At 71.7% G+C, this 21,529-nt stretch carries 18 protein-coding genes; 10 read left to right on the top strand and 8 right to left on the bottom strand.

The annotated features are described in order from the left end of the window. Positions 1-15 precede the first annotated feature (15 nt). Positions 16-1,098, top strand: a complete 1,083-nt coding sequence (locus FHS44_RS35620; RefSeq protein WP_184723631.1) for an ROK family transcriptional regulator — start codon at positions 16-18, stop codon at positions 1,096-1,098. Here FHS44_RS35620 and FHS44_RS35615 read toward each other — a convergent pair. The 3 genes from FHS44_RS35615 to FHS44_RS35605 all read right to left on the bottom strand — a co-directional run bounded on the left by FHS44_RS35615 (position 1,057) and on the right by FHS44_RS35605 (position 3,886). Next, complete coding sequence (locus FHS44_RS35615; RefSeq protein WP_184723628.1) at positions 1,057-2,442, bottom strand: DJ-1/PfpI family protein; 1,386 nt, start codon at positions 2,440-2,442, stop codon at positions 1,057-1,059. The genes FHS44_RS35620 and FHS44_RS35615 overlap by 42 nt on opposite strands. Positions 2,443-2,487: 45 nt before the next feature. Then, positions 2,488-3,456, bottom strand: a complete 969-nt coding sequence (locus FHS44_RS35610; protein WP_184723625.1) for a GlxA family transcriptional regulator — start codon at positions 3,454-3,456, stop codon at positions 2,488-2,490. Positions 3,457-3,520: 64 nt separating this feature from the next. Continuing rightward, on the bottom strand, positions 3,521-3,886 hold the full coding sequence (locus FHS44_RS35605) for an STAS domain-containing protein (protein ID WP_184723622.1): 366 nt from the start codon (positions 3,884-3,886) through the stop codon (positions 3,521-3,523). A 241-nt stretch (positions 3,887-4,127) separates the two neighbouring features. Between FHS44_RS35605 and FHS44_RS35600 the strand changes: the two genes are divergently transcribed. Further along, positions 4,128-5,327 carry a hypothetical protein gene (locus FHS44_RS35600; RefSeq protein ID WP_184723620.1) on the top strand — a complete coding sequence of 400 codons (1,200 nt, stop codon included), beginning with the start codon at positions 4,128-4,130 and terminating at the stop codon, positions 5,325-5,327. A 305-nt stretch (positions 5,328-5,632) separates the two neighbouring features. Here FHS44_RS35600 and FHS44_RS35595 read toward each other — a convergent pair whose 3' ends face one another. Next, positions 5,633-6,973: an APC family permease gene (locus FHS44_RS35595; RefSeq protein WP_184723617.1), complete on the bottom strand. Its 1,341-nt coding sequence runs from the start codon at positions 6,971-6,973 to the stop codon at positions 5,633-5,635. A gap of 132 nt (positions 6,974-7,105) precedes the next feature. Between FHS44_RS35595 and FHS44_RS35590 the strand changes: the two genes are divergently transcribed. After that, entirely contained in the window at positions 7,106-7,501 is a 396-nt protein-coding gene (locus FHS44_RS35590; protein WP_184723614.1) for a DUF8711 family protein, read from the top strand. Positions 7,502-8,041: 540 nt separating this feature from the next. Here the strand turns inward: FHS44_RS35590 and FHS44_RS35585 are convergent. Continuing rightward, complete coding sequence (locus tag FHS44_RS35585; RefSeq protein WP_184723612.1) at positions 8,042-9,166, bottom strand: glycosyltransferase family 4 protein; 1,125 nt, start codon at positions 9,164-9,166, stop codon at positions 8,042-8,044. A 278-nt stretch (positions 9,167-9,444) separates the two neighbouring features. Here FHS44_RS35585 and FHS44_RS35580 point away from each other — a divergent pair, with 278 nt between their 5' ends. Genes FHS44_RS35580 through FHS44_RS35570 form a run of 3 tightly spaced genes read left to right on the top strand, consistent with a single transcriptional unit; the run spans position 9,445 to position 14,766 of the window. Beyond that, on the top strand, positions 9,445-10,236 hold the full coding sequence (locus FHS44_RS35580; protein ID WP_184723609.1) for a PIG-L deacetylase family protein: 792 nt from the start codon (positions 9,445-9,447) through the stop codon (positions 10,234-10,236). A gap of 34 nt (positions 10,237-10,270) precedes the next feature. Next, positions 10,271-11,332: a lysylphosphatidylglycerol synthase transmembrane domain-containing protein gene (locus FHS44_RS35575; RefSeq protein WP_184723606.1), complete on the top strand. Its 1,062-nt coding sequence runs from the start codon at positions 10,271-10,273 to the stop codon at positions 11,330-11,332. Between the two features lie 53 nt (positions 11,333-11,385). Continuing rightward, positions 11,386-14,766, top strand: coding sequence for an ATP-binding protein (locus FHS44_RS35570; protein ID WP_221461696.1), 3,381 nt, complete (start codon positions 11,386-11,388; stop codon positions 14,764-14,766). A gap of 6 nt (positions 14,767-14,772) precedes the next feature. On the opposite strand, the gene FHS44_RS35565 is transcribed toward FHS44_RS35570, so the two are convergent. Next, positions 14,773-15,300 carry a hypothetical protein gene (locus tag FHS44_RS35565; RefSeq protein ID WP_184723604.1) on the bottom strand — a complete coding sequence of 176 codons (528 nt, stop codon included), beginning with the start codon at positions 15,298-15,300 and terminating at the stop codon, positions 14,773-14,775. 235 nt (positions 15,301-15,535) lie between these two features. On the opposite strand from FHS44_RS35565, the gene FHS44_RS35560 reads away from it, so the two are divergent. After that, positions 15,536-16,006: a DedA family protein gene (locus tag FHS44_RS35560; RefSeq protein ID WP_246436579.1), complete on the top strand. Its 471-nt coding sequence runs from the start codon at positions 15,536-15,538 to the stop codon at positions 16,004-16,006. 61 nt (positions 16,007-16,067) lie between these two features. Beyond that, a complete protein-coding gene (locus FHS44_RS35555; RefSeq protein WP_246436578.1) occupies positions 16,068-17,015 on the top strand; it encodes a D-alanyl-D-alanine carboxypeptidase family protein in 948 nt (315 codons plus the stop codon). Here FHS44_RS35555 and FHS44_RS35550 read toward each other — a convergent pair. Both FHS44_RS35550 and FHS44_RS35545 read right to left on the bottom strand, forming a co-directional pair. Then, positions 17,012-17,845, bottom strand: a complete 834-nt coding sequence (locus FHS44_RS35550) for a TrmH family RNA methyltransferase (RefSeq protein WP_184723599.1) — start codon at positions 17,843-17,845, stop codon at positions 17,012-17,014. The genes FHS44_RS35555 and FHS44_RS35550 overlap by 4 nt on opposite strands. Continuing rightward, a complete protein-coding gene (locus tag FHS44_RS35545) occupies positions 17,838-18,608 on the bottom strand; it encodes a DUF4184 family protein (RefSeq protein WP_184723596.1) in 771 nt (256 codons plus the stop codon). The genes FHS44_RS35550 and FHS44_RS35545 overlap by 8 nt, the downstream gene beginning before the upstream one ends. Positions 18,609-18,730: 122 nt before the next feature. Between FHS44_RS35545 and FHS44_RS35540 the strand changes: the two genes are divergently transcribed. Further along, entirely contained in the window at positions 18,731-19,390 is a 660-nt protein-coding gene (locus FHS44_RS35540; RefSeq protein ID WP_312863949.1) for a cation diffusion facilitator family transporter, read from the top strand. 173 nt (positions 19,391-19,563) lie between these two features. Beyond that, positions 19,564-21,336, top strand: coding sequence for a substrate-binding and VWA domain-containing protein (locus tag FHS44_RS35535; protein WP_312863948.1), 1,773 nt, complete (start codon positions 19,564-19,566; stop codon positions 21,334-21,336). Positions 21,337-21,529: the final 193 nt, after the last annotated feature.

Here is a 21,529-nt window from a genome sequence, read left to right as displayed (position 1 = left end):
ATTAAAAGGGGATAAATGAGGACCGCGACTCCGCAGATGGCCAGGGCAATCAACGACCGCCTCGCCCTGGACCTGCTGCTCGAACACGGAACGCTGACCGCCCCGCAGTTACGGGCGCTCACGGGCCTGTCCCGGCCGACCGTGTCCGACCTCATCGAACGCCTGCAGACGAACGGGCTCATCGAGGTCGTCGGCAAGAGCGGCGGCGAACGCCGGGGGCCGAACGCCCGCCTGTACGGCATCGTGGCCGGGCGCGCCCACGTGGCCGGGGTCGACATCCGGCGCGACACGGTCACCGTGACCGTCGCCGACATCACGGGCGAACCGGTCGGCTCGGCGAGCCGGGAGATCGGCACCGACGGCCCCCGGACGGCCTCGCCCACCTACCCCCAGCACGCCAGGGCGGCCACCCCCCTGGCCGGGGTCATCGCCGAGACCGTCGCCACGGCGGCCGGTTCCAGGAGCCTGCACGCGGTCGTCCTCGGCGCGCCGGGGATGGTCAACCCGCACAGCGGTGAGCTGGCCGTGGACAACGGCGTGCCCGGCTGGCAGCCGAACCTGCTCCAGACGCTGCGCCGCAGGATCGACGCCCAGATCAGCCTGGAGAACGACGTCAACCTCGCCGCCGTCGCCGAGCACCGCGCCGGTTCCGCGCAGGGCCGCGAGGACTTCGTGCTGCTCTGGCTCGACGACGCCGTCGGCGCCGCGGTCACCCTCGGCGGGCGGCTGCGCAGGGGCGCCTCCGGCGGCGCGGGCGAGGTCACGCCGCTCGGCTTCCCCGAGGGGTCCTTCTGCGACCTGCTGGACGCCAAGGCCGTCAGCGAGCTCGACCAGGACACCCTGGCCGCCAGGATCGCCAGGATGGCCTTCACCGCGGTCGCCGTCCTGGACCCCGGGCTCGTGGTCCTCGGCGGGGAGACGGGCCGCTCCGGCGGTGAGGAACTGGCCGCGCGGGTCGGCGAGCACCTCGACACGCTCTCCCCGGTGCCGACCCAGGTCCGCGCGGGCACGGTCGAGGGCAACGCGATCCTCAACGGCGCCCTGTTCACGGCGCTGTCACTCGCCCAAAGGGACGTCTTCGGCGACGCGCCGACGTGAGGCCGCTCGACGACGACCTGGAACGGCGACATACGTGAGGAGTCCGGCGCCGACGGCGGTCAGCAGGAACAGCAGGGTCGGCCGCCACGACCAGGCTGGGCCGGTCAGCGCGAGGTGTTCGACGGGATACTCGTTGTACTTCGCGGTCGCGCGGGCGGTGGCCACGTCCGCGTGGGCGGCCAGGTCACGCAGCACCGGATCGAACCCGGACTCGGCGGCGCCGCGTCCTGCGTGCGGCAGCTCCACGGTCAGGCCGCGTCCGGCCGCCAGGCGGACGAGCGCGGGATCGACCTGCCCCGCCGTACCGACGCCGGGGACGACCAGCCGGTCGAGGGCCGGAGCCGTGCCGTCGGCGAGATCGGCGACGAAGGTCGCGCCGTGCCGGGTGGTGACCGTCCCGGTGCCCGCGAGCGCGACCGCCCTGGCCGCGAACGAGCCGCCCGCGTAGACCTCGAACGCCGCGGCGACGTCGATCTCGCCGACCCCGGGAGTCAGGCCGATGCCGACGACCGGCTGGAACCAGGGGAAGGCGGCGTTGAGCGCGTAGGGCAGGTCCGCCAGCGCCGCCTCGTCGGCGGGGATCACGGTCGAGGCGTCGGGCGACCAGCCGGGATAGCCGACCTCGGCGCCGACCCGCCGGGCCTCCGCCTCCCCCGCGAGCCGTTCGACCAGCCGCAGCGCGCCGACGATGCCGGAGGTCACCCCCGCGGTCGTGGTGACCGGGCCGTCCTCGACGTAGCGCCTGCCCCGCACCCAGCGGGTGTCCGGATAGTCGCTCTGGAGGGGTCCGATGACACCCCAGTGCGAGGTCGCCGCCCGTCCCTTGAGCAGGCCGCTGGCCGCGACCAGCCGGGAACCGGCACAGACGCCCAGGATCCGGGCGCCCGCGGCGGCCTGACGGGCGATCCAGGAGCGCAGCGGCGCCTCGGCCTCCCCCTCGGGATCGACGACGGCGGGGACCACGACCACGTCGGGCGCCGCGTCCCCGATGGCGGTCTCCTCAAGCGTGCGGTCGGGCAGCAGGTGCAGTCCCCCGGACAGCGGGACCGGCTCCCTTCTCGCGGCGACCGTCTGGACGAGGAACCTGCCGGAACGGGCGAAGACCTCGTACGGCCCGAGCACATCGGTGGTCACGGACCCACTCATCCCGACCACGACCGCGACCTTGATCCGCCCCCGCGGCGCCTCCCCTACCGAGGGTTCCTCGGGTACGGCCCGCGGGGACGCCGGATAGCTGTCCCGCATGGAGACCGTGACCCCGGCCATGCAGACCGCGCCGACGAGAACAGCCCAAAGGATGACGGACAGGACAAAGCGCACGACAAATCTGACGCGTGGAGGCATGCGAAAGCTCCTGGGGTGGAGAGGAAGATCGAGAAGAGTGGAAGGTCAGCCGGTTCGGTGCCGGAACTCCGAGGGCGGGCCGCCGTACCTCGCCTTGAACAGGCGGCGGAAGTGCCGTCCCTCGCGGAAGCCGCACCGAGTGGCGACGGCGTCGACCGGCAGGCTGGTCTCGCACAGCAGGGACATCGCGCGTTCGAGCCGCAGCCGCTGCCGGTACTCCAGCGGGGTGATCCCGGTCGCCGCGGTGAAGGCCCGGCTGAGCCCCCTCGGGGACAGGTTCGCCACCTCGGCCAGCTCGGCCAGGGTGTGCGCGGCGTCGATGCTCCCCGCGAGGTGGTCCTGCACCCGGTGGACCGCGGAGTCCAGATGCGACCTGTGCTTCAGGAACTGGCTGATCTGCTCCCCGGCGCCGTCCCTGCGCAGGTAGACCACCAGCTCGCGGGCGACGGCAGTGGTCAGGGCGGGCCCGTGGTCGCGTTCGACCAGCGACAGCGCCAGATCGACCCCGGCCGAGACGCCCGCGCTGGTGCTGATCCGGCCGTCGTGGACGTACAGCACCGCCTCCTGCACCCTGGCCGCCGGATATCTGGCACGCATCGCCTCGACCAGTGTCCAGTGCGTGGTGCAGCGGTGCCCGTCCAACAGGCCCGCCTCGCCGAGCGCGACCGCGCCGGTGCAGACCGACGCCAGGCGCGCCCCCGCGTGAGCCGCCTCGCGCAGCCAGCCGACCACGGTCTCCGAGACGTACGGCTCGCGGTGCTCACGCAGCCTCGGGCCGGGGACCAGCACCAGATCACCGGCCACGACCTCGGGCAGGGCACCGAGCCCCGCGAGGCTCACCCCCTGGGCGGTCGCCACCCGCTCGGTGTCGGCGACGTGCTCGATCCGGTATCCCGCCCCGAGACACGCGGCGGCGTCGAACACCTGCACCGGACCCGCCAGGTCGAGCAGGTTCACCTCGGGCAGAACCAGCACCACGACCCTGCCGGTGCTCCCGGCCCCCTCATCAGCCACGACATCGACGCTACCGACCCCTACGCAGCTCCGGCAGGGCCGTACGAGCCCCGCACCGGACGGATCAGGCGGCTTCGAGGGCGTCGGCGACGGAGGGGAAGACCTCGAAGACCTGGGTCAGTCCCGCGAGGTTGAGCCTGCGGGCCAGGTTTCCCTGGACGCCGGTGAGGATGAGCCGTACTCCCGCGATCTGGCCCTGGTGACGGGCCTGGAGGAGTTCGCCGATGCCGGAGGAGTCGCAGAAGGTGAGGGCCGACAGGTCGAGGATGAGGGTTGGCGACTGCAGGAGCTCCCACGCCCTGCCGAGCTCGGCGCGCAGCAGCGGCGTGTGGTAGTGGTCAAGCTCCCCGCTGGCCCGCACCACGAGCGTCGTGCCGTGCAGTCCCGACGTGGCGCTGAAACTCGGCTCCGGCTCTTTTCCCGCGAACATGATCAACCTTCTGTACCAAACCTCTCCCAGCCGTGTAACTGTCTCACACGGAACGGGCCCCTCAGCGAGCCCTGCGGCCACGCTGACCGGGCGAAGACCCCGCCGCCCCCGTGTGACATGCCCCGTTCCCCGGCCTGGGCGGCGGAGAACGCGTCCCCGCTCGTCCTGTCAGGGTGCCCAGGGCTGGCGGGTCTATTCAGGATCGGCACCGCCCGAAGGCACTCTGGGGGAGGATGCCCGCATGGGAGATCTACGCTCTGTCACGCTCGTGCTCGCCGGAGTGTCCCTGCTGGCCTCGTGCGGCGCGCACCCGCCGGACCCGTCCCCCACAGCGTCCCCCACCGTGTCCCCCACGGTGTCCCGGCAGTCCTGGCACCCGTCGCCGAGCCGTACGGCGTCGCCGGTCCCCTCCGCGTGGAAGATCGTCAGGCCCGCCGAGCTGGTGGGAAGCTCGGCGCTGCTCGACGTGGCGGCGGCCGGGCCGCGTGAGGTGTGGGCGGTCGGCTATCAGAGGGGCGCCGAGGACAGCGAGGGCACTCCCGCGGTCGTCAGGTGGGACGGCACGAGGTGGCGCGAGGTCGCCGGACTGACCGGCCGCGACGTCAACCATCTGACGGGCGTCAGCGTGGCCGGTCCCGGGGACGTCTGGGTCGCGGGCAACGGGGTGAACGCGTTCGCCGCGCGCTGGGACGGACGGCGCTGGACGGCGCGGCGGCCCTTCGGTGTGGCGGAGGACTACCGGCTGACGGACGTCGCCGCGACCGGTGGCACGGCGTGGTTCACCGGGAACGGCCCCTCTGGCGGGGTGCTGATCCGGTGGGACGGCACCGCCTTCCAGAACGTGCTCACCGGCAGCGGCGGCACCTTCGAGGCGGTCACCGCCAGGCAGGGACACATCTGGGCGGTCGGGGCGGCCAAGGACGGCACGCCGCTGGTCTGGCACGGCTCTCCGGACCACTGGGAGCGGCTGCCCACCCCCGCGATCCCCGGGGGCACACTGCGGCGCATCTGGCAGGTCTCCCCGTCGGACGTGTGGGCGGTCGGGGAGGTCGCGCCCGGCGACGCCGTACGGGACGGGGCGCGGATCAGGCGGGGGCGGCCGCTGGTCCTGCGCTGGGACGGGACCCGGTGGGCCAGGGCGGAGGTGCCGGTCGCCCGGGGCTCCCTGCAGGGCGTCACCGCCTCAGGCCCCGGTGACCTGTGGATCAGCGGGATCGACGCCGACCAGCCGGGGCGGGCGCTCCTGCTCCACTTCGACGGCACGACGTGGACGCGTGAGTACGGCCCGCTCCTGCGGATGCCCCGTCCCGACCAGCAGTACGAGGACAGTGACCGCGTCACCAGGACGGGGGTCACGCGGGTGCCGAGCACGGGCACGCTGTGGGCGGTCGGCTCGGTCGGGGTCGGTGACGACGAGGACGACTTCGTGCTCAGACGCTGAGCACCGTTCCTTCCGATTTCAAGTTTTACCTGGCGGTTCGCCGTGATCTTCGGGCCGGGAGCCGACGCGTACATCCCCTGTCACGTCGGCGTTCCCGGCCCGTTCATTATCCGGAGAGGTCTCCGTTTTCACTCGCCGGGCGGTCCGAAACAGATTCGATCACCCAGGGACACCCCAAATTGTCCTTGAAATGTCGTAGTCTCTCCCAAACTCCAATAAAGAGGGAGTCTGACATGAAACGTGTAAGAATCACGCAAAGGCCCCGGCCGCCGCGTCAGCCCGCCTCTCTCGACCTGCGCACCCCTTCAGGACGAGCGCTCCCGTTCTGACAGGAACAACCTGTTGAGGAACCAGAGCACCACGCCGACCGCGAGCAGGAGACCCGCCCGCACGTAGACGTCGGCACCGCGCCCCGTGATGGGCAGCGCGAGCACCAGACAGACAACCGCGCCGAGCGCCGGCATCCAACTGGGTGCCCGGTAGTGGTCGTGGCCGACGGGATCCCTGCGCAGGACGAGCACGGCCACGTTGACGAGCGCGAAGACCAGCAACAGCAGCAGCACCGTCGTGTCGGCGAGATTCCCGACGTCGCCGGTCGCGACCAGAACCACCGCGATCGCGGTGGTGAACAGGATGGCCACCCAGGGCGTCGCCCTGGTCGCGTGCACCGAGGCGAAGACCTTCGGCACGATGCCCTCGCGGGCCATGCCGTACACCAGGCGTGAGGCCATGATCATGTTGATCAGCGCCGTGTTGCCGACCGCGAGCAGCGCGATCAGCGCGAACAGCTTGGGTGGGAACGCGAAGCCCGCGACCTTGACGACCTCAAGGAGCGGGCCCGTCGAGGTGGTCAGCGTCTCGGTGTCCACCAGCATCGTCGCGGTGAACGCGACCGCCAGATAGATCAACGCCGCTATGGCCAGGCCGCCGAAGAGCGCCCTGGGGAAGTCACGCTGCGGATCCTTCGACTCCTCGGCCAGGTTGACCGAGTCCTCGAACCCGAGCAGCGCGTAGAAGGCGAGAGCCGTACCCCCGAGAACGCCGAGGAAGGCGCCGTTCACCGGATGGAACTCCAGGGCCCTGGCGGGCTCGCCGTCCCCGGCCAGCAGGGCGTAGATCCCGATCACGATGATGACCACGAGCCCGAGCGCCTCGATGACGGTCAGGACCACATTGACCTTGATGGACTCGGAGATGCCCGCGAGGTTCACCAGCGTCACCAGCGCCAGGAAAATGAACGCTCCGGCCACCACCGGCAGGGTGACGAACTCCCCGAGGTACTTGCCGCCGAACGCCCGGGCCGCCGCGCTCGCCGAGGTGATGCCGCTCATCAGCACCGCGAAGGCCACGACGAAGGTCAGGAAGGGGATGTTGAACGCCTTGTTCGCGTACAGCGCGGCCCCCGCGGCCTGGGGATACTTGCCGACGAGTTCGGCGTAGGCCGTCGCGGTCAGCGCGGCCAGCACGAACGCGACGAGGAACGGCAGCCACAGGGCGCCGCCGACATATCCGGCTACCTTTCCCACCAGGGCGTATATCCCCGCACCGAGGATGTCGCCGACCACGAAGAGCAACAGGACCCTGCGCCCGATCACCCGCTTGAGCGAGTGCTGGGCCGTATCAGAACCGATCGTCGCCTCAGCCATGCCGCGCTTCTACCCACCCCCGGACGGGTTTCACCCTGCGTCACATGAGCACCACCTGTAAGCGGCATGAAAGTGCGCCGCAAGGAGATCCCCTACTGTTCTGCCTGTCACAAGAAGTAATGAAAGGTAGAAATGTTCTCCGTCCTCTCCTCCCGTCGTATCGCCGCCACCGTCGCGGGAGCCGCACTCCTCTCCTTCACCGCCGCCTGTGGGGGATCCGGTAACGCCGAGTTCTGCGCCCAGGCGCCGTGGACCAAGGCCTTCACGGACTACTCCACCACCACGGCCAGCGCCGGCACCGACCTGAACAAGTTCAACGACGCCAGCCAGAAGCTGTCGGCCGACCTGAAGGAGCTCGCCGGCAAGACCGACGGGGACCTCGCCTCCGCGCTCAACGACTTCTCCGCCACCTGGGCCAACTTCAAGCTCGACCCCAAGGACCCGGCCGGGGCCGCCACCACCGCGCAGGAGATGACCAAGCAGCTCCAGGAGGCCACCACCAAGCTGGCCAAGGCCTGCACCTCCTGACCTCACCCCGTGCCTCCCCCTCCTCCCGGGGAGGCACAACCCAGGACACAGCCGCCGCTCCGCCTGCGGGGGGCAGCGCGGGGCGGCGGTTGTGTTTGCTTTTGCGGCGCCTTCGGCGCCGCAGGGCTGTGTCTCTTTTGCGCCGCCTGGCGGCGTCGCGGGCTTGGGCGCCTGCGGGTCGGTGCTTTCCCTCGTCGCTCATCCGCTGGCGCTCCTTCGCTCCTCAGTCCAAGCACCGACGGCGCCCAAGCCGACACTCCTCACTCACAGCACCGGTACCCCAAACCCCTCACTCACGGCACCGGTAAGGCCAGACCCCTCACTTCGGAGGGGGCAGCGGCGCCGGAGCGGCAGCACCGGGATTTGAGGAAGTTGCGAGATCCAGGCCATCGTGTCCCGAAGCCCCTGCCGTCCGTCCGGTGGGGGCTTCGCCGGTTTTCGTGGTACGGCGGGCACCTTGCAATGCGTGCCATAAACGCGCATCACGTGCCAACCGGAAGGGTGGATCGGGGGCGTCCTTTACCGGCTGTCAGCTCGCTGTCAGCCTCGCAGGGCGCGGGCCTCGGCGTAGCACTGTTCGAAGCCCTCAAGCACCGCGGGCCATGAGCAGCGCACCGGCTCCGTCTCGCGGTTGTGCGCCGCGATCGACTCGCGCAGCTCACGGTCGCGCACCAGCCTGGCCACCGAGGCGACGAGCCCCTCGAAGCTCTCGCCGAGCAGGCCCTCCTTGCCGGGGCGGACGAAGTCGGCGACCCCGCTCTGGGCCCGCGCCACCACCGGCACCCCGGCCACCCTGGCCTCAAGGGCCGCCAGGCCGAAGGACTCCCGGGGGGCGGGGGCGACGAAGACGTCGGCGGAGGCGAGCAGTTCGCGGATCCGCTCGCGGCTGTAGCGGCCGGGGAGTGAGACCCACCCCGTCATCCCGTTCGCCCGCAGGTAGCGCTCCATCTGGGAACGCGCGGGGCCGTCGCCGACGACGGTCGCCCGCATCTCCGTCTCCGCGGGCACCAGGGCGCGGGCCTCCCTGAGGAGTTTGAGCAACCTGACCGGCTGCTTGCGGGGCGCGAGCCGCCCGACCGCCACGACGTGCACGGGGGCGTCCGCCCGCCGTACCGGATCATCCTGGTCGGGAGCGGGGACGGCGGAGCGCCAGGTTGAGACGTCCAGGCCGTTGGAGACCACGTGGACCGGCACCCTGCGTCCGGCGACCGCGCGGATCGGCAGGGCCGCCGCCTCGCTCACGGCGGTGCCGACCAGCCCCCAGCGGTGCCACTCGAACAGCAGCCGCAGCCCCCGGTAGAGGCCACGGGTCACCGGGTCCCACATGCTGTGCACGGTCACCACGACGGGCAGCCCGGCCCGTACGGCGGCGCGGACCCCCATCCAGGCGAACGGCGAGACCGCGCCCATATGAACGTGCACCACGTCTGGCCGCCGTGCCTTCACCAGGCGCAGCAGGTGACCAACACCGAACGGGTGAACAGGCAGGTCGAAGGGGAGTTTCGTGACGATCCGATACACACCCCGCAGCGCCTCCCCCGGCGTCGCGGTCGCGACCTCGACCTCGTGGCCCGCCTCCCGCTCCATCCGGACCAGGTCGGCCACCTGCACCTCGATCCCACCCAGACGCGGCAGGTAACAGTCACTGACGTGAAGGATCCTCACCGTGCCAGCCTAAAGCGTCCCCCCGCACCCCCAAGAACCCACAGGAACCCCCACCTCAGACCCTGCCGATACCCTCAGTCCTGTCGATGCCCCGGACCCCATCACCCTCCGAAGTGAAGGGTCTGGGGGTACCGGTGCTGGGAGTGAGGAGTGTCGGCTTGGGCGCGTCGGTGTCTGGACTGAGGAGTGACGGAGCGAAGCGGAGGAACGACGAGGGAAGTCACCGACTGCAGGCGCCCAAGCCCGCGCCGCCGCAGGCGGCGCAAAAGGACGCTGCGGTGTTCTTCCACGCCCACCCCGACGACGAGGCCCTCCTCACCGCCGGGACCATGGCGATGCTCGCCGCCCAGGGCCACCGGGTGATCCTGGTCGTCGCGACCTCGGGAGAGCTGGGGCAGGCCGATCTCGAACCCGGTGAGGCCCTGGGCGCCGCCAGGATGGCCGAGCTGTACAGGTCGGCCGCCGCGCTGGGCTGCGCCAGGGTCGTGAACCTCGGCTACGGCGACTCGGGGCTCGCCCCGGACGGCGGCGTCGCGGAGGGGCGCGCGGGGAACGCCTTCATCGACGCCGACACCGAGGAGGCCGCGCGGCGGCTGGCCGAGATCCTCACCGAGGAGGGGGCCGACCTGCTGACGACCTACGACCCGGCCGGGGGGTACGGGCATCCCGACCACGTCCAGGTGAACCGGGTCGGCGCACGGGCGGCCGAGATCGCGGGCACCCCGATCGTGCTTGAGGCGACGGTCAACCGCGATCCGCTGCTGAGGGGGCTGCGGCTGATCAGCAGGTTCTTCCCGCAGCTCGACGTCCGTTCCTTCGAGCGGGCCTACTCCCCCGGTTCGGTGATCACCCATCGGGTCAGGGTACGGCGTTTCGCCAAACAGAAGCGGGCAAGCATGGCGGCGCACGCCTCCCAGGCGACGGGGGCCGACACCAGGACGCTCGGGGTGATGGTCAAGGTGCCCATGCCGCTCTACCGGCTGATCTTCGGCACCGAGTGGTACGTGCGGCGGGACCTGCCGCCGGGCACCAGGTTGAGGCATCCGTTCGAAGCTCCTCCCCAAGGATGAGCCCCGGACCGGCACACTTGGTCGAGGGGGTTTCATGAGGAACAAGTGGGTTCAGATCGGACTGTCGGTCGTGTCGCTGGCACTGGCCGCGACACTCGTGCGTTTCCTGCCGCAGATCGTCGAGGCGCTGACCGGCAAGCACGTCTCGTGGTCGCAGATCGGCGCCCAGTTCTCCCGGCTGAGCTGGCAGACGGTCGCGTTGATGGCCGTCGTCTGGCTGGCGAGCCTGCTGGCCTACACGTTCGTGCTGACGGCCTCCCTGCCCGGCCTGACCCACCTGCAGGCCCTCACGCTGAACGCGGCGGGCAGCGCGGTGAGCAACCTGCTGCCGTTCGGCGGCGCCGCGGGGGTCGCGATGACGATCGGGATGACCAGGGGGTGGGGGTTCCCGCTGCGGCCCGTGGTGGTCTCGACGCTGGCCAGCGGCATCTGGAACACCCTGTTCCGTTTCATCCTGCCCGCGATCGGCATCCTGGCGCTGCTGCTCAGCGGGCAGCGGCTCAGCCCCGCCGTGACCAGCGCGGGCTGGGTCGGCGCGCTGTCCATCCTGGTGCTGGTCGTCGTGGTCGCCGCCGCGCTGTACTGGGACGCCGCGGCCGCGGTGCTGGGCCGCGTGCTCGACGCGGGCGCCCGGCTGCTCCCCCGCAGGTGGCGTCCGACCGGCCACGGCCCCTCCCACTCCCTTGACCGGCTGCGCGCGGACACCTCCGATGTCGTACGGCACCGCTGGCCGGGACTCACCCTGGGCATGATCTTCTTCCTCGGGTTGCAGTGGCTGATCCTGGTCTGCTGTCTCCAGGCGACCGGGGCCTATCCCGGTCTGGCGCAGTCGATCGCGGTCTTCGCCCTGTCGAGGGTGCTGACCACGGCCGTCGTCACCCCGAGCGGGACCGGCATCATGGAGGCGGGGACCGTCGGCGCGCTGGTCTTCTTCGGGGCCCCCCTTGATTCCGCAACGGCCGCTGCGTTGCTTTTCGGCTTCTGGACCTACACTGTCGAAATCCCCTTCGGCGGCCTGGCACTCGGCGCGTGGGCGCTCCTGCGCAGGCGTGAGAGCACGGTCCAGGCCCCCGAGAAAGAGCCGATCAGCCGCTAGATTGGGAAAGACCTTGTGCGCGATTCGAAGGCCCGCATAGCGTGGCGGCTGACATGGCGGGTGAAATCGTGGCGTTCCGGGTCCTCGGCCCGGTCGAGGCGCACTCCGGTGACGACGAGCTCGACCTGGGCGGGTTACGCCAGCGTGCCGTCCTCGCCCGGTTGCTGGTGGCGCGGGGGCAGGTCGTCCCCGTCGACTCCCTGCTCTACGACCTGTGGGACGACGACGCGGCCAAGGGCGCGCAGTCGGGGCTGCAGGTCTACATCTCCCGGCTGCGCCGGGTCCTGGAGCCCGGCCGTCCGCGTGGGGGGCCGAACAGGCTGCTGGTGACCGTCGCCTCGGGGTACGCGTTGCGCGTCGCACCCGACCAGGTGGACGCGTTGCGGTTCGAGGCCATGGTCCGTGCCGCCGGGGAGCAGCTCGAAGGCGACGATCCCGCCTCGGCGCGGGCGCGTCTTGAGAAGGCGCTGGGGTTGTGGCGCGGCACGCCGTACTCCGACTTCGCCGACCAGCCGTGGGCGGAGGCCGAGGTGAACCGCCTGGCCGAGCTGAGGCTGGTGGCCCGTGAGCGGCACGCCGACAGCAGCCTGCGCCTGGGGCTGCCCGCCGAGGCCGTGCCCGACCTGGAGGCGCTGACCGCCGAGCATCCGCTCCGCGAGGAGGGCTGGCGGCTGCTCGCCCTGGGCCTGTACCGGTGCGGGCGGCAGGCGGACGCGCTGTCCGCGCTGCGCAGGGCCCGCACGATCCTCGCCGAGGAGCTGGGCATCGACCCCGGTCCCGCGCTGCGCAAGCTGGAGTCGGACATCCTGGCGCAGGATCCGGGCCTCCAGCTCGCCGTCCCGCTGGCCAGGCAGCGTACGGCGGTGCCCGCCGACACCTGGCCGCCCCGGCCCGCGGCGGCCCCGGCCGAGCTGCCGCCCCTTGAGCCGGAGCCGTTCGTCGGGCGGGACGCGGAGCTGAGCAGGCTGGTGACCGCGGCGGCCAGGACGGGCCGGTTCACCGCGGCCGTGATCAGCGGCGACGCGGGCGCGGGCAAGACGACGCTGGTCCGCAGGCTCGCCAAGCAGCTCTCCGACGACGGCTGGGGCACCTCCTCTGGCGCGTGCCCGGACAGCAGCGCGACCCCTCCCGGCTGGGCGTGGGTGGAGATCCTGCGCACCCTGGTGAACGTCACGGGGGCGGGTGAGTACGCCCCGCTGCTGGCGCCGCTGCTGGACGACGCCGCGGCCGAGCCCGACGACGACCAGGTCTCCGGGGGGTTCCGGCTGCACCGGGCGGTGGGCGGTTATCTGGCCGCCGTCGCCAAGGAGCGGCCGATCCTGCTGACGCTTGAGGACCTGCACTGGGCCGACGACCAGACGCTCGCGCTGCTGCGGGCGCTGCCGAGCCTGCTGGCGACCAGCCGGGTGTTGCTCGTGGTGACCTGCAGGGACAGTGAGCTGAGCGACCAGCAGGCGGACGTGCTCGCCGCGCTGGCCAGGCTCGGCCCGGTGCGGGTCGGCCTGACGGGGCTTGACGCCAAGGCGGTCGCCGAGCTGGTCAGGGCGACCTGCGTGCGCGCGGTTGACGAGGACGCGGTCAACAGCATCGTCGAGCGGACCGGCGGCAACCCGTTCTTCGTCCGTGAGACCGTGCGCCTGCTCGACGCCGAGGCGGTGAGCGACCGGGCGACGGCGGCCGAGGTGATCTCCGGGGTGCCGTCCGGGGTCCGTGACGTGCTGCGGCGCCGGATCTCCCGGCTGCCCGCCACCGCCCAGCAGATCCTGCTGCAGGCCGCGGTGATCGGTCGTGACGTGGACGTGGACGTGCTGGTCGACGTCGCGGGTGACGAGGACGCGGTGGTCGAGGCGGTCGAGGCGGCGCTGCTCGCCGGGCTGGTCACCGAGCCGGGTCCCGGCATGCTCCGCTTCGACCACGACCTGGTCCGGGACACGGTCTACTCGGACGCCTCCAGGCTGCGCCGTTCCCGGTTGCACGCCGCCGTCGCCGCGGCGATCGAGCGCAGGCATCCGGGGGACGTGGCCGCGCTCGCCCACCACTACGACGCGGCGGGCACGACGGAGACCGCGGCCAAGGCGGTGCGCTACGCGGGACTGGCCGCCGAGCAGGCGGAGCGGCGTTTCGCCCACCGTGAGGCGGCCTCGCTGTGGGAGAAGGCCATCGCGGCCTTCGACAGGTCGGGGGCCGCCTCGACGCCGGAGACCACCCGTGAGCGCCTGCTGCTGACCCTGAACCTGATCAAGGCGCTGGCGGTGTGCGGGGACATGGCCGCGGCCCGCAGGCGGCGGCGCGAGGCGATGGACACGGCCCTGCCGCTGGGCAACCTGGAGCTGACCGCCAGGGTCGCCGCCTCGCTGGCCGTACCGCACAAGGGCATGGCGCGTGACTTCACCCGTACCGCGTGGGAGATCGTGGACGTCGCCGAGCAGGCGCTGGTCGAGCTGCCCGCGGGCGAGCAGTCGCTGCGGGCGAGCCTGCTGGCCACGCTGGCGCTTGAGCTTGAGGGGTCGGCGACTCCCAGGGGTGAGCAGGCCTCGCTTGAGGCGGAGGAGCTGGCCAGGCGCAGTGGCGACCCGGCGCTGCTGGCGACCGCGCTGAGCGGGCGGCTGCGTCAGTCGTACGGCATCACGCCCGTCGGGGAGCGCGAGGTCATCGGCAGGGAGCTGCTGGAGGTCGGCAAGACGACCGGCCAGGTCTCCGTCCAGGCGCTGGCGCACCTGGTGCTGATGGAGTGCTCCGCCGCCTCCGGCGCGTTCGCCGAGGCCGACGCGCACGTGGCCGCCGCGGAACGCCTCGCCAGGCAGTACGGCCTGCCCGCCCCCGCCGCCGTGGGCGCGTGGTACGCGGGGCAGCGGCTGATGATCGCCGGTGACTTCGCCGGAGCCGAGCGCGCCTACCGCGACGCCGCGCGGCTGACCGCGCGGGCGGGGATGCTCGAAGGCCGCCAGGACCTGCCGCTGATCACCACGTTCTGCCTGCACCTGGTCAACGGCCAGGCCGCGGACATGGTCGAGCCGCTGGCCGAGGCCCACCAGCGGGGGGCCAAGTGGACCCTCGACGCCTACGCCGTGGCGCTGGCCTCGGCCGGGCACGTGCGGGACGCCAAGGCGGTCATCGCGGTCAAGACGCCGGTCCGTCCCGACTTCCTCTACGAGCTGGCGATGATCTGGCGGGCCCTGGCCGGGATGCTCCTGGACGACCGGGAGCGGATGACCGAGGCCTACGACACGCTCAAGCCGTTCGCCGAGCGGATCGCGGGGGCGGGGACGGGCGTGGTCGCGCTGTGGCCGGTCTCGCTGACCCTGGGTGACCTGGCGCTCAGGCTGGGCTTCTCCGACGCGGTGCGTCCGCACTACGAGGACGCGCTGGCGGTCGCCCAGCGGGTCGGGGTGGCCCGCTGGGTCGAGGCGGCGCAGCGCTCACTCGGCGGTTGAGGGCTCTCAGCAGCTCACGCGGAACCTGGCGCTGTGCGCCGAGGGACGGCCGGGGACGGAGAGCGTGACGCGGTACACGCCGGGGTTGTCGACGACCCTGGGCTGCCACTCGACGGTCTGGCTCCCACCGGTGAAGCCGGAGCCGCCGCTCAGGTAGGTGCGCCAGCTCTGGGAGGCCGTGCTCCAGCGCTGCAGGCGCCAGCCGTACGAGACGGTCCGGTCGGGGTGCGGGTTGCCGACGACGCTTCGCGCCTGGTACGGCCTGTCGCACGAGCCGCCCCCGGTGGCGGGGGTGACGACGACCGTGCCCTCCGCGGGGGCCTGCGCCGTGGTCTCCTGCATGGACCGGGACGACAGCACCACGGTCTCCACCTGGACGCTGCCGGAACCGGCGGCCCGCGCCGGGACGACGGTGGCGCCCGGCGCCTCGATGCCGACGTAGGCGCCGACGAAGGCGAGCGTGGCGACCAGCAGTTTCACGACGCTCGCGGTTCCACTGGCCACCACCGGCGTGAGACTGCCTCGCGGACTCATGGCTGTTCCCTCCCTGTTTCTGCCCTTACATGTAGCCTCGAATGGTTGATCTCCGCTTGACGTCCGGTTGCAGTGACACGACGAGTGGCCGGACTCGCGTCGTACCCCCTGGACAGGGTCAGGTAAGCCTGCCCTAATATCGGCATACGGCAGGGAAACCAGCGGGGCGGTGATGTTCACAGTGCGGTCGTTCGCGGCAGGCATCCCGGACCCGACTTCGGCTTCAGTTCTGGGAATGCCCCTGTGGCTCTGGGTGCTCATCGGGGGGATCGCTCTCTTCGGCGCCTTCCAGGCCTACTACTGGATCGGCAGGAAACTCGGTCCGAGGCTCTACGCGACGCGGGTGGGCAGGCGGATCAGCCAGGACGCCATCCGCAGGGTCGAGAACGCCGTCAGCAGGTGGGGCGCGCTGGCCGTCTACGGGTGCTTCTGGGTTCCCGGGCTGCGGCACACGCTCCCCTGGGCCGCCGGGGTGCTGCGTGTCTCGTATCCGTGGTACGTCGTGGCCAGCGCCCTTGGTTGCCTGACGTGGGTTCCCGTCACCTCCTTCGGCCTGTACTCACTGCTGTGGGGCTGGCTCAAACTGGCGGCCGAGTCGCCGCTGCTCGCGGGCGCGGGTCTCGTCGTGGTTGCCGTGGCGGTCCTCCTGTTCGTACGGCATCGCAGGAGCGCGCGGCGGGCCAGGGACGAGGTCCCCGTCGCGTGACCCGTGTCACGTGACCCGCGTCGTGCCGCGCTGTCACGCCGTTTCTGCCACCATGTTTCCCATGCAAACCGGGGGAATCCGTCTTTTCGCCTGTACCGCCCTGGCCGCGGCCACCATGACAGCCGGGCTCGCCGTACCGGCGCACGCCACACCGCTGGCCGCGCCGGTCGTGCCGAAGGCCGCCACGAAGACGGCCTCGGCCGCTCCCGCGGTGGCCGCGAAGGTCGCCTACCTGCTCGACACGACCACCGGCAGGCCGCTGCTCGCCAAGCAGGCCACCAAGCGGGTGCCGATCGCCAGCCTGACCAAGGTCATGACGGCCTACGTCGTGCTGCGCGAGGCCGGTCTCGACGACGTCGTGAAGATCAACGCCGATGACGTACGGCACGCCGCCACGAACGACGCGACCAGCGCCTCACTGCGCGCCGGGGAGCGCCTGACCGTCAGGGACCTGCTGCACGGGGTGATGCTCCCCTCGGGGGCGGACGCCTCCCACGCGCTGGCCCGCGTCTACGGCCCCGGCGAGGCGAAGTTCGTGGCCAAGATGAACGCCACGGCCCGTTCGCTCGGGCTGACGGGCACCCGCTACACCAACACCGACGGGCTGCCCAAGCCGTCCGGTGGCTACTCGACCGCCCAGGACCAGGCCAAGCTCGCCCAGGTCGCGCTGGGTGACCCGGTGCTGCTGGGCATCTCCTCGACCAGGCGTTACACCGTGGCCGCCTCCAAGGTCCACCGGGCCCACACCTGGACCAACACCAACAAGCTGCTCGGCAAGACGTCCGGCGCGCTGGGTGTGAAGACCGGCTACACCCGGGCCGCGGGTTACTGCCTGACGTTCGCCGCCGACCGGGACGGCCACCGGTTCGTCGGTGTGCTCCTCGGCGACGCGAAGTCCGAGCGCCGTTTCCAGACCGCCAACCGGCTCCTGGACTGGGCGGGCGAGCAGGTCACGGGCACGGACACGAACACGGGCGGGGACGGCGGAACTCTCAGCGGCGACGCCTAACGCCCCTCGGTGGCCTCGGTGGCGGGGACACCGCGCATCAGGCCATGACAGGCGATGGCCGCCGCCGCGACCACGTTGAGGGAGTCGACGCCCAGGCTCATCGCGGCCGAGCTCATCGGGATGCACACCGGCCGGTCGGCCTCGTGCAGCCAGCGGGAGGACAGGCCGTCGCCCTCCGAACCGAGCAGGAGGGCCGTCCGCTCCGCCGTACCGGCCGTGTCGATCGGGGTCGCGCTCTGGGCGGGGGTGAGCGCCAGGGTCAGGAAGCCCGCGGCGCGCAGTTCGGCGAGGCCGTCGTACCAGTTGGTCATCCGCGCGTAGGGAATCGCGAAGACGGCGCCCATCGACACCTTCACCGACCTGCGGTACAGCGGGTCTGCGCAGCGGGGCGACAGGATCACCGCGTGGACGCCGAGCGCGGCGGCGCACCGGAAGATCGCGCCGACGTTGCCGTGGTCAACGAGGTCCTCAAGGACGAGGACGCGCCGGGCGCCGCCGTCCAGCGTCTCGGCGACCGTGGGCAGGGGCTTGCGGTCCATGGCGGCCAGGGCGCCCCGGTGGACGGGGAACCCGGCGATCTCCTCCATCTCGTGGTCCTCGACCACGTGGACCCGCTCGCCGAGACCGTCGAGCAGGTCGGCCAGGGAGTCGGCCCAGCGCCGGGTCAGCAGCACCGAACGCACCGGGTATCCGGCGGCCACGGCCCTGCGGATCACCTTCTCCCCCTCGGCGACGAACAGGCCGTGCTCCGCTTCGAGGCTCTTGCGCAGTTCGACGTCGCGCAGGTTCGCGTAGTCGGCCAGGTGACGGGAATCGGCGGCTTCAGGCATCCTGGAATACTGCCACGGCCTTGCGTAGCTGCCACATCACGGCGTAGACGACCAGCAGCGTGCCGAGTCCGGCGAGCGTTCCCGCGCCCAGCCTGGTGATCAGCTCGGTCCCGCCCCTCGGCGGGAAGAGCACGGGCCACACCGCCGCCCCGCCCAGGGTCGCGGCCACCGCCGCCAGGATCACGCCGAGCCGTACGGGAGTGGAGAGCACGAGCCGCTCCGGCACCGCGACCGGGGCCATCCGGGCCAGGCCGCGCCAGGACCACCACACCACGAGGGTCAGCCCGACCACGCTCGACAGGTACTGGAGCACGCGGAAGGCCGGAACCTGGCCGACGAGGGGCGTGGCCAGCCAGGACCAGCCCCAGATCTGGAGGCCGTAGTGGTGGGTGAAGGAGTCCCACAGCAGGTGGGTGAGGGAGCCAACGACGCCACCGGCGGCCACGGCGGGCAGCAGCCCGATCTCGTATCTCGGGGCCAGCGAGGCCGCCCTGCCCGCCAGGCTCGCGGGCAGCAGCGCGGTCAGCGGGTCGCGCAGCAGCCCGTGGAAGACGGCGAACAGCACCAGGACGGCGAGCAGGTCGAGGGTGAAGGCCCCGGGCACCGAGTGCCAGATCCCGTAGTTCGGCAGGAAGGGCAGGAAGATCGGCAGGTCGGGCACCATCGTGCCCAGCGCGAGCGCCCAGGGGTCGAGGACCTTGCGGGTCCGCGCCGAGGAGATCAACGGCAGCACGGCGGCGACGTGGCTGGGCGTGAAGGGCACGAAACTTTCTCCTGAGATCGGGTGGTTCGTTCTTCCTCAGGAGACTACGGCGCCACGCTCGTCACCGGGCGGCTCACGGATTGGCGCCGCCACCACGGGGCGTGGCGTGTAAGTTACCCGCCGTGATATTTGGGGATTCAGGAACCACCACGGCCCACCGCAGCACACCCCGCGCGCCCGCGAGCGCCCACTGGCTGCGCGACGCCCGTACGGCACGCGCCCTCTCGCTGGCGACGCTCGCCTGGCTTGGGGTCGAGAGCGCTCTCGGCATCGCCGCCGGACTCGCCGCACACTCGGTCGCGTTGATCGGCTGGGGCATGTTCTCACTCGTCGAGGCCGTGGCCAGCCTCATCGTCGTGTGGCGCTTCACCGGGTCGCGGACCTGCTCCGCGGACGCCGAGGTCAGGGCGGGCAGGGCGGTGGCGATCAGCTTCTGGATGCTCGCCCCCTACCTGGCGCTTCACGTGCTCTACGACCTGTGGGCGGGGCACGCGGCCAGGCCGAGCGTGTTCGGCGCCGTGGTCACGGCGGTCAGCCTGGTCGTCATGCCGTTCCTGGGGGTGGCCAAGCGGCGGCTGGGGGCGCGGCTCGGCTCGGCGGCGACCTCGGGGGAGGGCACCCAGAACCTGCTGTGCGCCTCGCAGGCCGCGGGCGTGCTGGCCGGGATCGCGCTGAACGGCCTCGGGTTCCGGTGGGCCGACCCGGTCATGGCGACGCTGCTGGCCGCGGTGGCCGTACACGAGGGGCGCAAGGCCTGGCGCGGGCACGTCTGCCATCACTGAACCGCGCTCCCCATACGGCACAGAGATCGTTTTCTAACGCGTAGGGCGATTTACACAGCAAAAAGGGTGTTTCACCACTTTAAGCGTTCCCAGTACAGTTCCGTGAACATTGTGGAGAACCTCCGTATAAGGTGACCCGCTAGTTTCCGGACATCGAACGCGAAGAGGGCATCGTGAGCGGACGTCACAGGACGGATGAGCTCGACGACGGCTACGCCTCCTACAACCTGCCGCGGCGGCGCAAGAGTGGACGCGGGGCGGTGCTCGTGCCGCTGGCGGGCTCGGTCGCCCTCGCCGTACTGCTCGGCGTCGCCGCCTTCGTGATCGTCAACCGGGACCGCGGGTGCGCGCACGGCACGGTCACGCTGCGGGTGACCGCCTCACCCGACATCCAGCCCGCCCTGTCCGAGATCGCCGGACGCTTCACCAGGACCTCCCGCGAGACCGGGGGCGGATGCGCGACCGTCACGGTGACCGGGACCGCCTCCTCGGCCGTGGCCTCCGGGCTGGGCGGCAGCGGGGGCGAGGTCGGCGCGATGGACGTGTGGATCCCCGACTCCTCCCTCTGGGTGAACGGTCTGCGCGCCAAGGACCCGGCCTTCCCCGCTCCCGGCCCCTCCGTCGCCCGCTCCCCCGTCGTGCTGGCCGCCCCGGGCACCGCCGCCCAGCAGCTCGGCGACGACCTCGGCGGGGCGAGCTGGAAGGGCATGCTCGCCGCCGCGAACGTGACGGACCCCGAGGGCCCGGGGCGCAGGGTGCGGGTGCTCGCGCTCGACCCCTCGCTCAACGCGGCGGGGCTCGGCGCGCTGCTCGCCGCCTCGGGTACGGCCACGGCCTCGGGGATCGGTCAGGAGGAGCTGGCCGGAGCGCTCAAGACGCTGTCCGGATCGACGGTCCGCGACCAGGACGCGCTGCTGGCCAGCCTCGGCGTCAAGGGCAGCAGGACCCCCGTCGGCGTCGCCTCCGAGCAGGGCGTGTGGGCCTTCGACACCGGCAGGAAGCCGCAGGTCCCCGTCGTCCCGCTGTATCCGGCCGAGGGGACGATCGACCTCGACTACCCGGCGGTCGTCACCGCCAAGGACGCCACCGTACGCACCGCCGCCCAGGCGTTCCTGCGCGACCTCGGCACCGAGGCTGCCAGGAAGGACCTCCAGGACCGGGGCTTCCGCACCCCCGACGGCGGGGCGGGCACCGCGCTCCTCGGCGTCTCCGGCTTCCGTGCCCAGGCGCCGCGGACGCTGCCGCTGCCCGACGCCGCGACCGTCGCCGGGCTGTCGCGCTCGTGGTCCCGGCTGAACCTCGGCACCAGGCTGCTCACCCTGCTGGACGTCTCGGGCACCATGGCGCGGCCCGTGCCGGGGACCGGCCTGACCCGGATGCGCGCGATCACCAGGATCGCCACCGAGGGCATCAAGCTGTTCCCGGTCAAGAGCGAGATCGGGGTGTGGGAGTTCTCCACGAACCTGGGCGGCCGGGGCGTCGACTACCGCGAGACGGTCCCGGTCGGCCCGCTGACCGAGAACCTGGACGGCGTCCTGCGCAGGGACCTGATCAACCAGAAGCTGGCCACGACCAGGGCCAGGCCGACCGGCGACACCGGGCTCAACGACACCCTCGCCGCCGCCTACCGGCGGATGAACGAGGAGTACCAGGGCGACAAGATCAACACCGTGGTGGTCCTGACGGACGGCGCCGGCAACGACGACCCCGAGGGCGGCATCGGCGACCGGGAGATCCTCAGGAGGCTCAAGCGGGAGTACGACCAGGAAAGGCCGGTCAGCATCCTGATCATCGCCTTCGGGCCGGACGCTCCCAGGGGCAGGCGCCAGATGGAGGCGCTGGCCAGGGCTACCGGGGGCGAGGCCTACATCGCCAAGGACATCGGGCAGGTGCGAACCTTCTTCCTCGAAGGGATGCGGCGCCGTCTCTGCGCGCCCGACTGCTGATCGTTCTGAGCGTGATTTGAATCACTCCTCCACCCCCCTGCCCGCAGTGCCCGTGACGCGCCTCGGCCACCCTTGTCACAGGTGCCCCACTCCGCCCGTTCCGACGTCAAAAGCCCTGCGCCACAGGGGTTTGGCGGTGATCCACGACACGTTTTCCGGCGTGGCGAAGGGCTCTGAGAAGACATCAGAATCC

Origin of the sequence: Streptosporangium saharense (assembly GCF_014203715.1) — a bacterium.
In the GTDB taxonomy this organism is placed as follows: Bacteria; Actinomycetota; Actinomycetes; order Streptosporangiales; family Streptosporangiaceae; genus Streptosporangium; species Streptosporangium saharense.
This window is presented reverse-complemented; position numbering and strand designations above follow the sequence as displayed.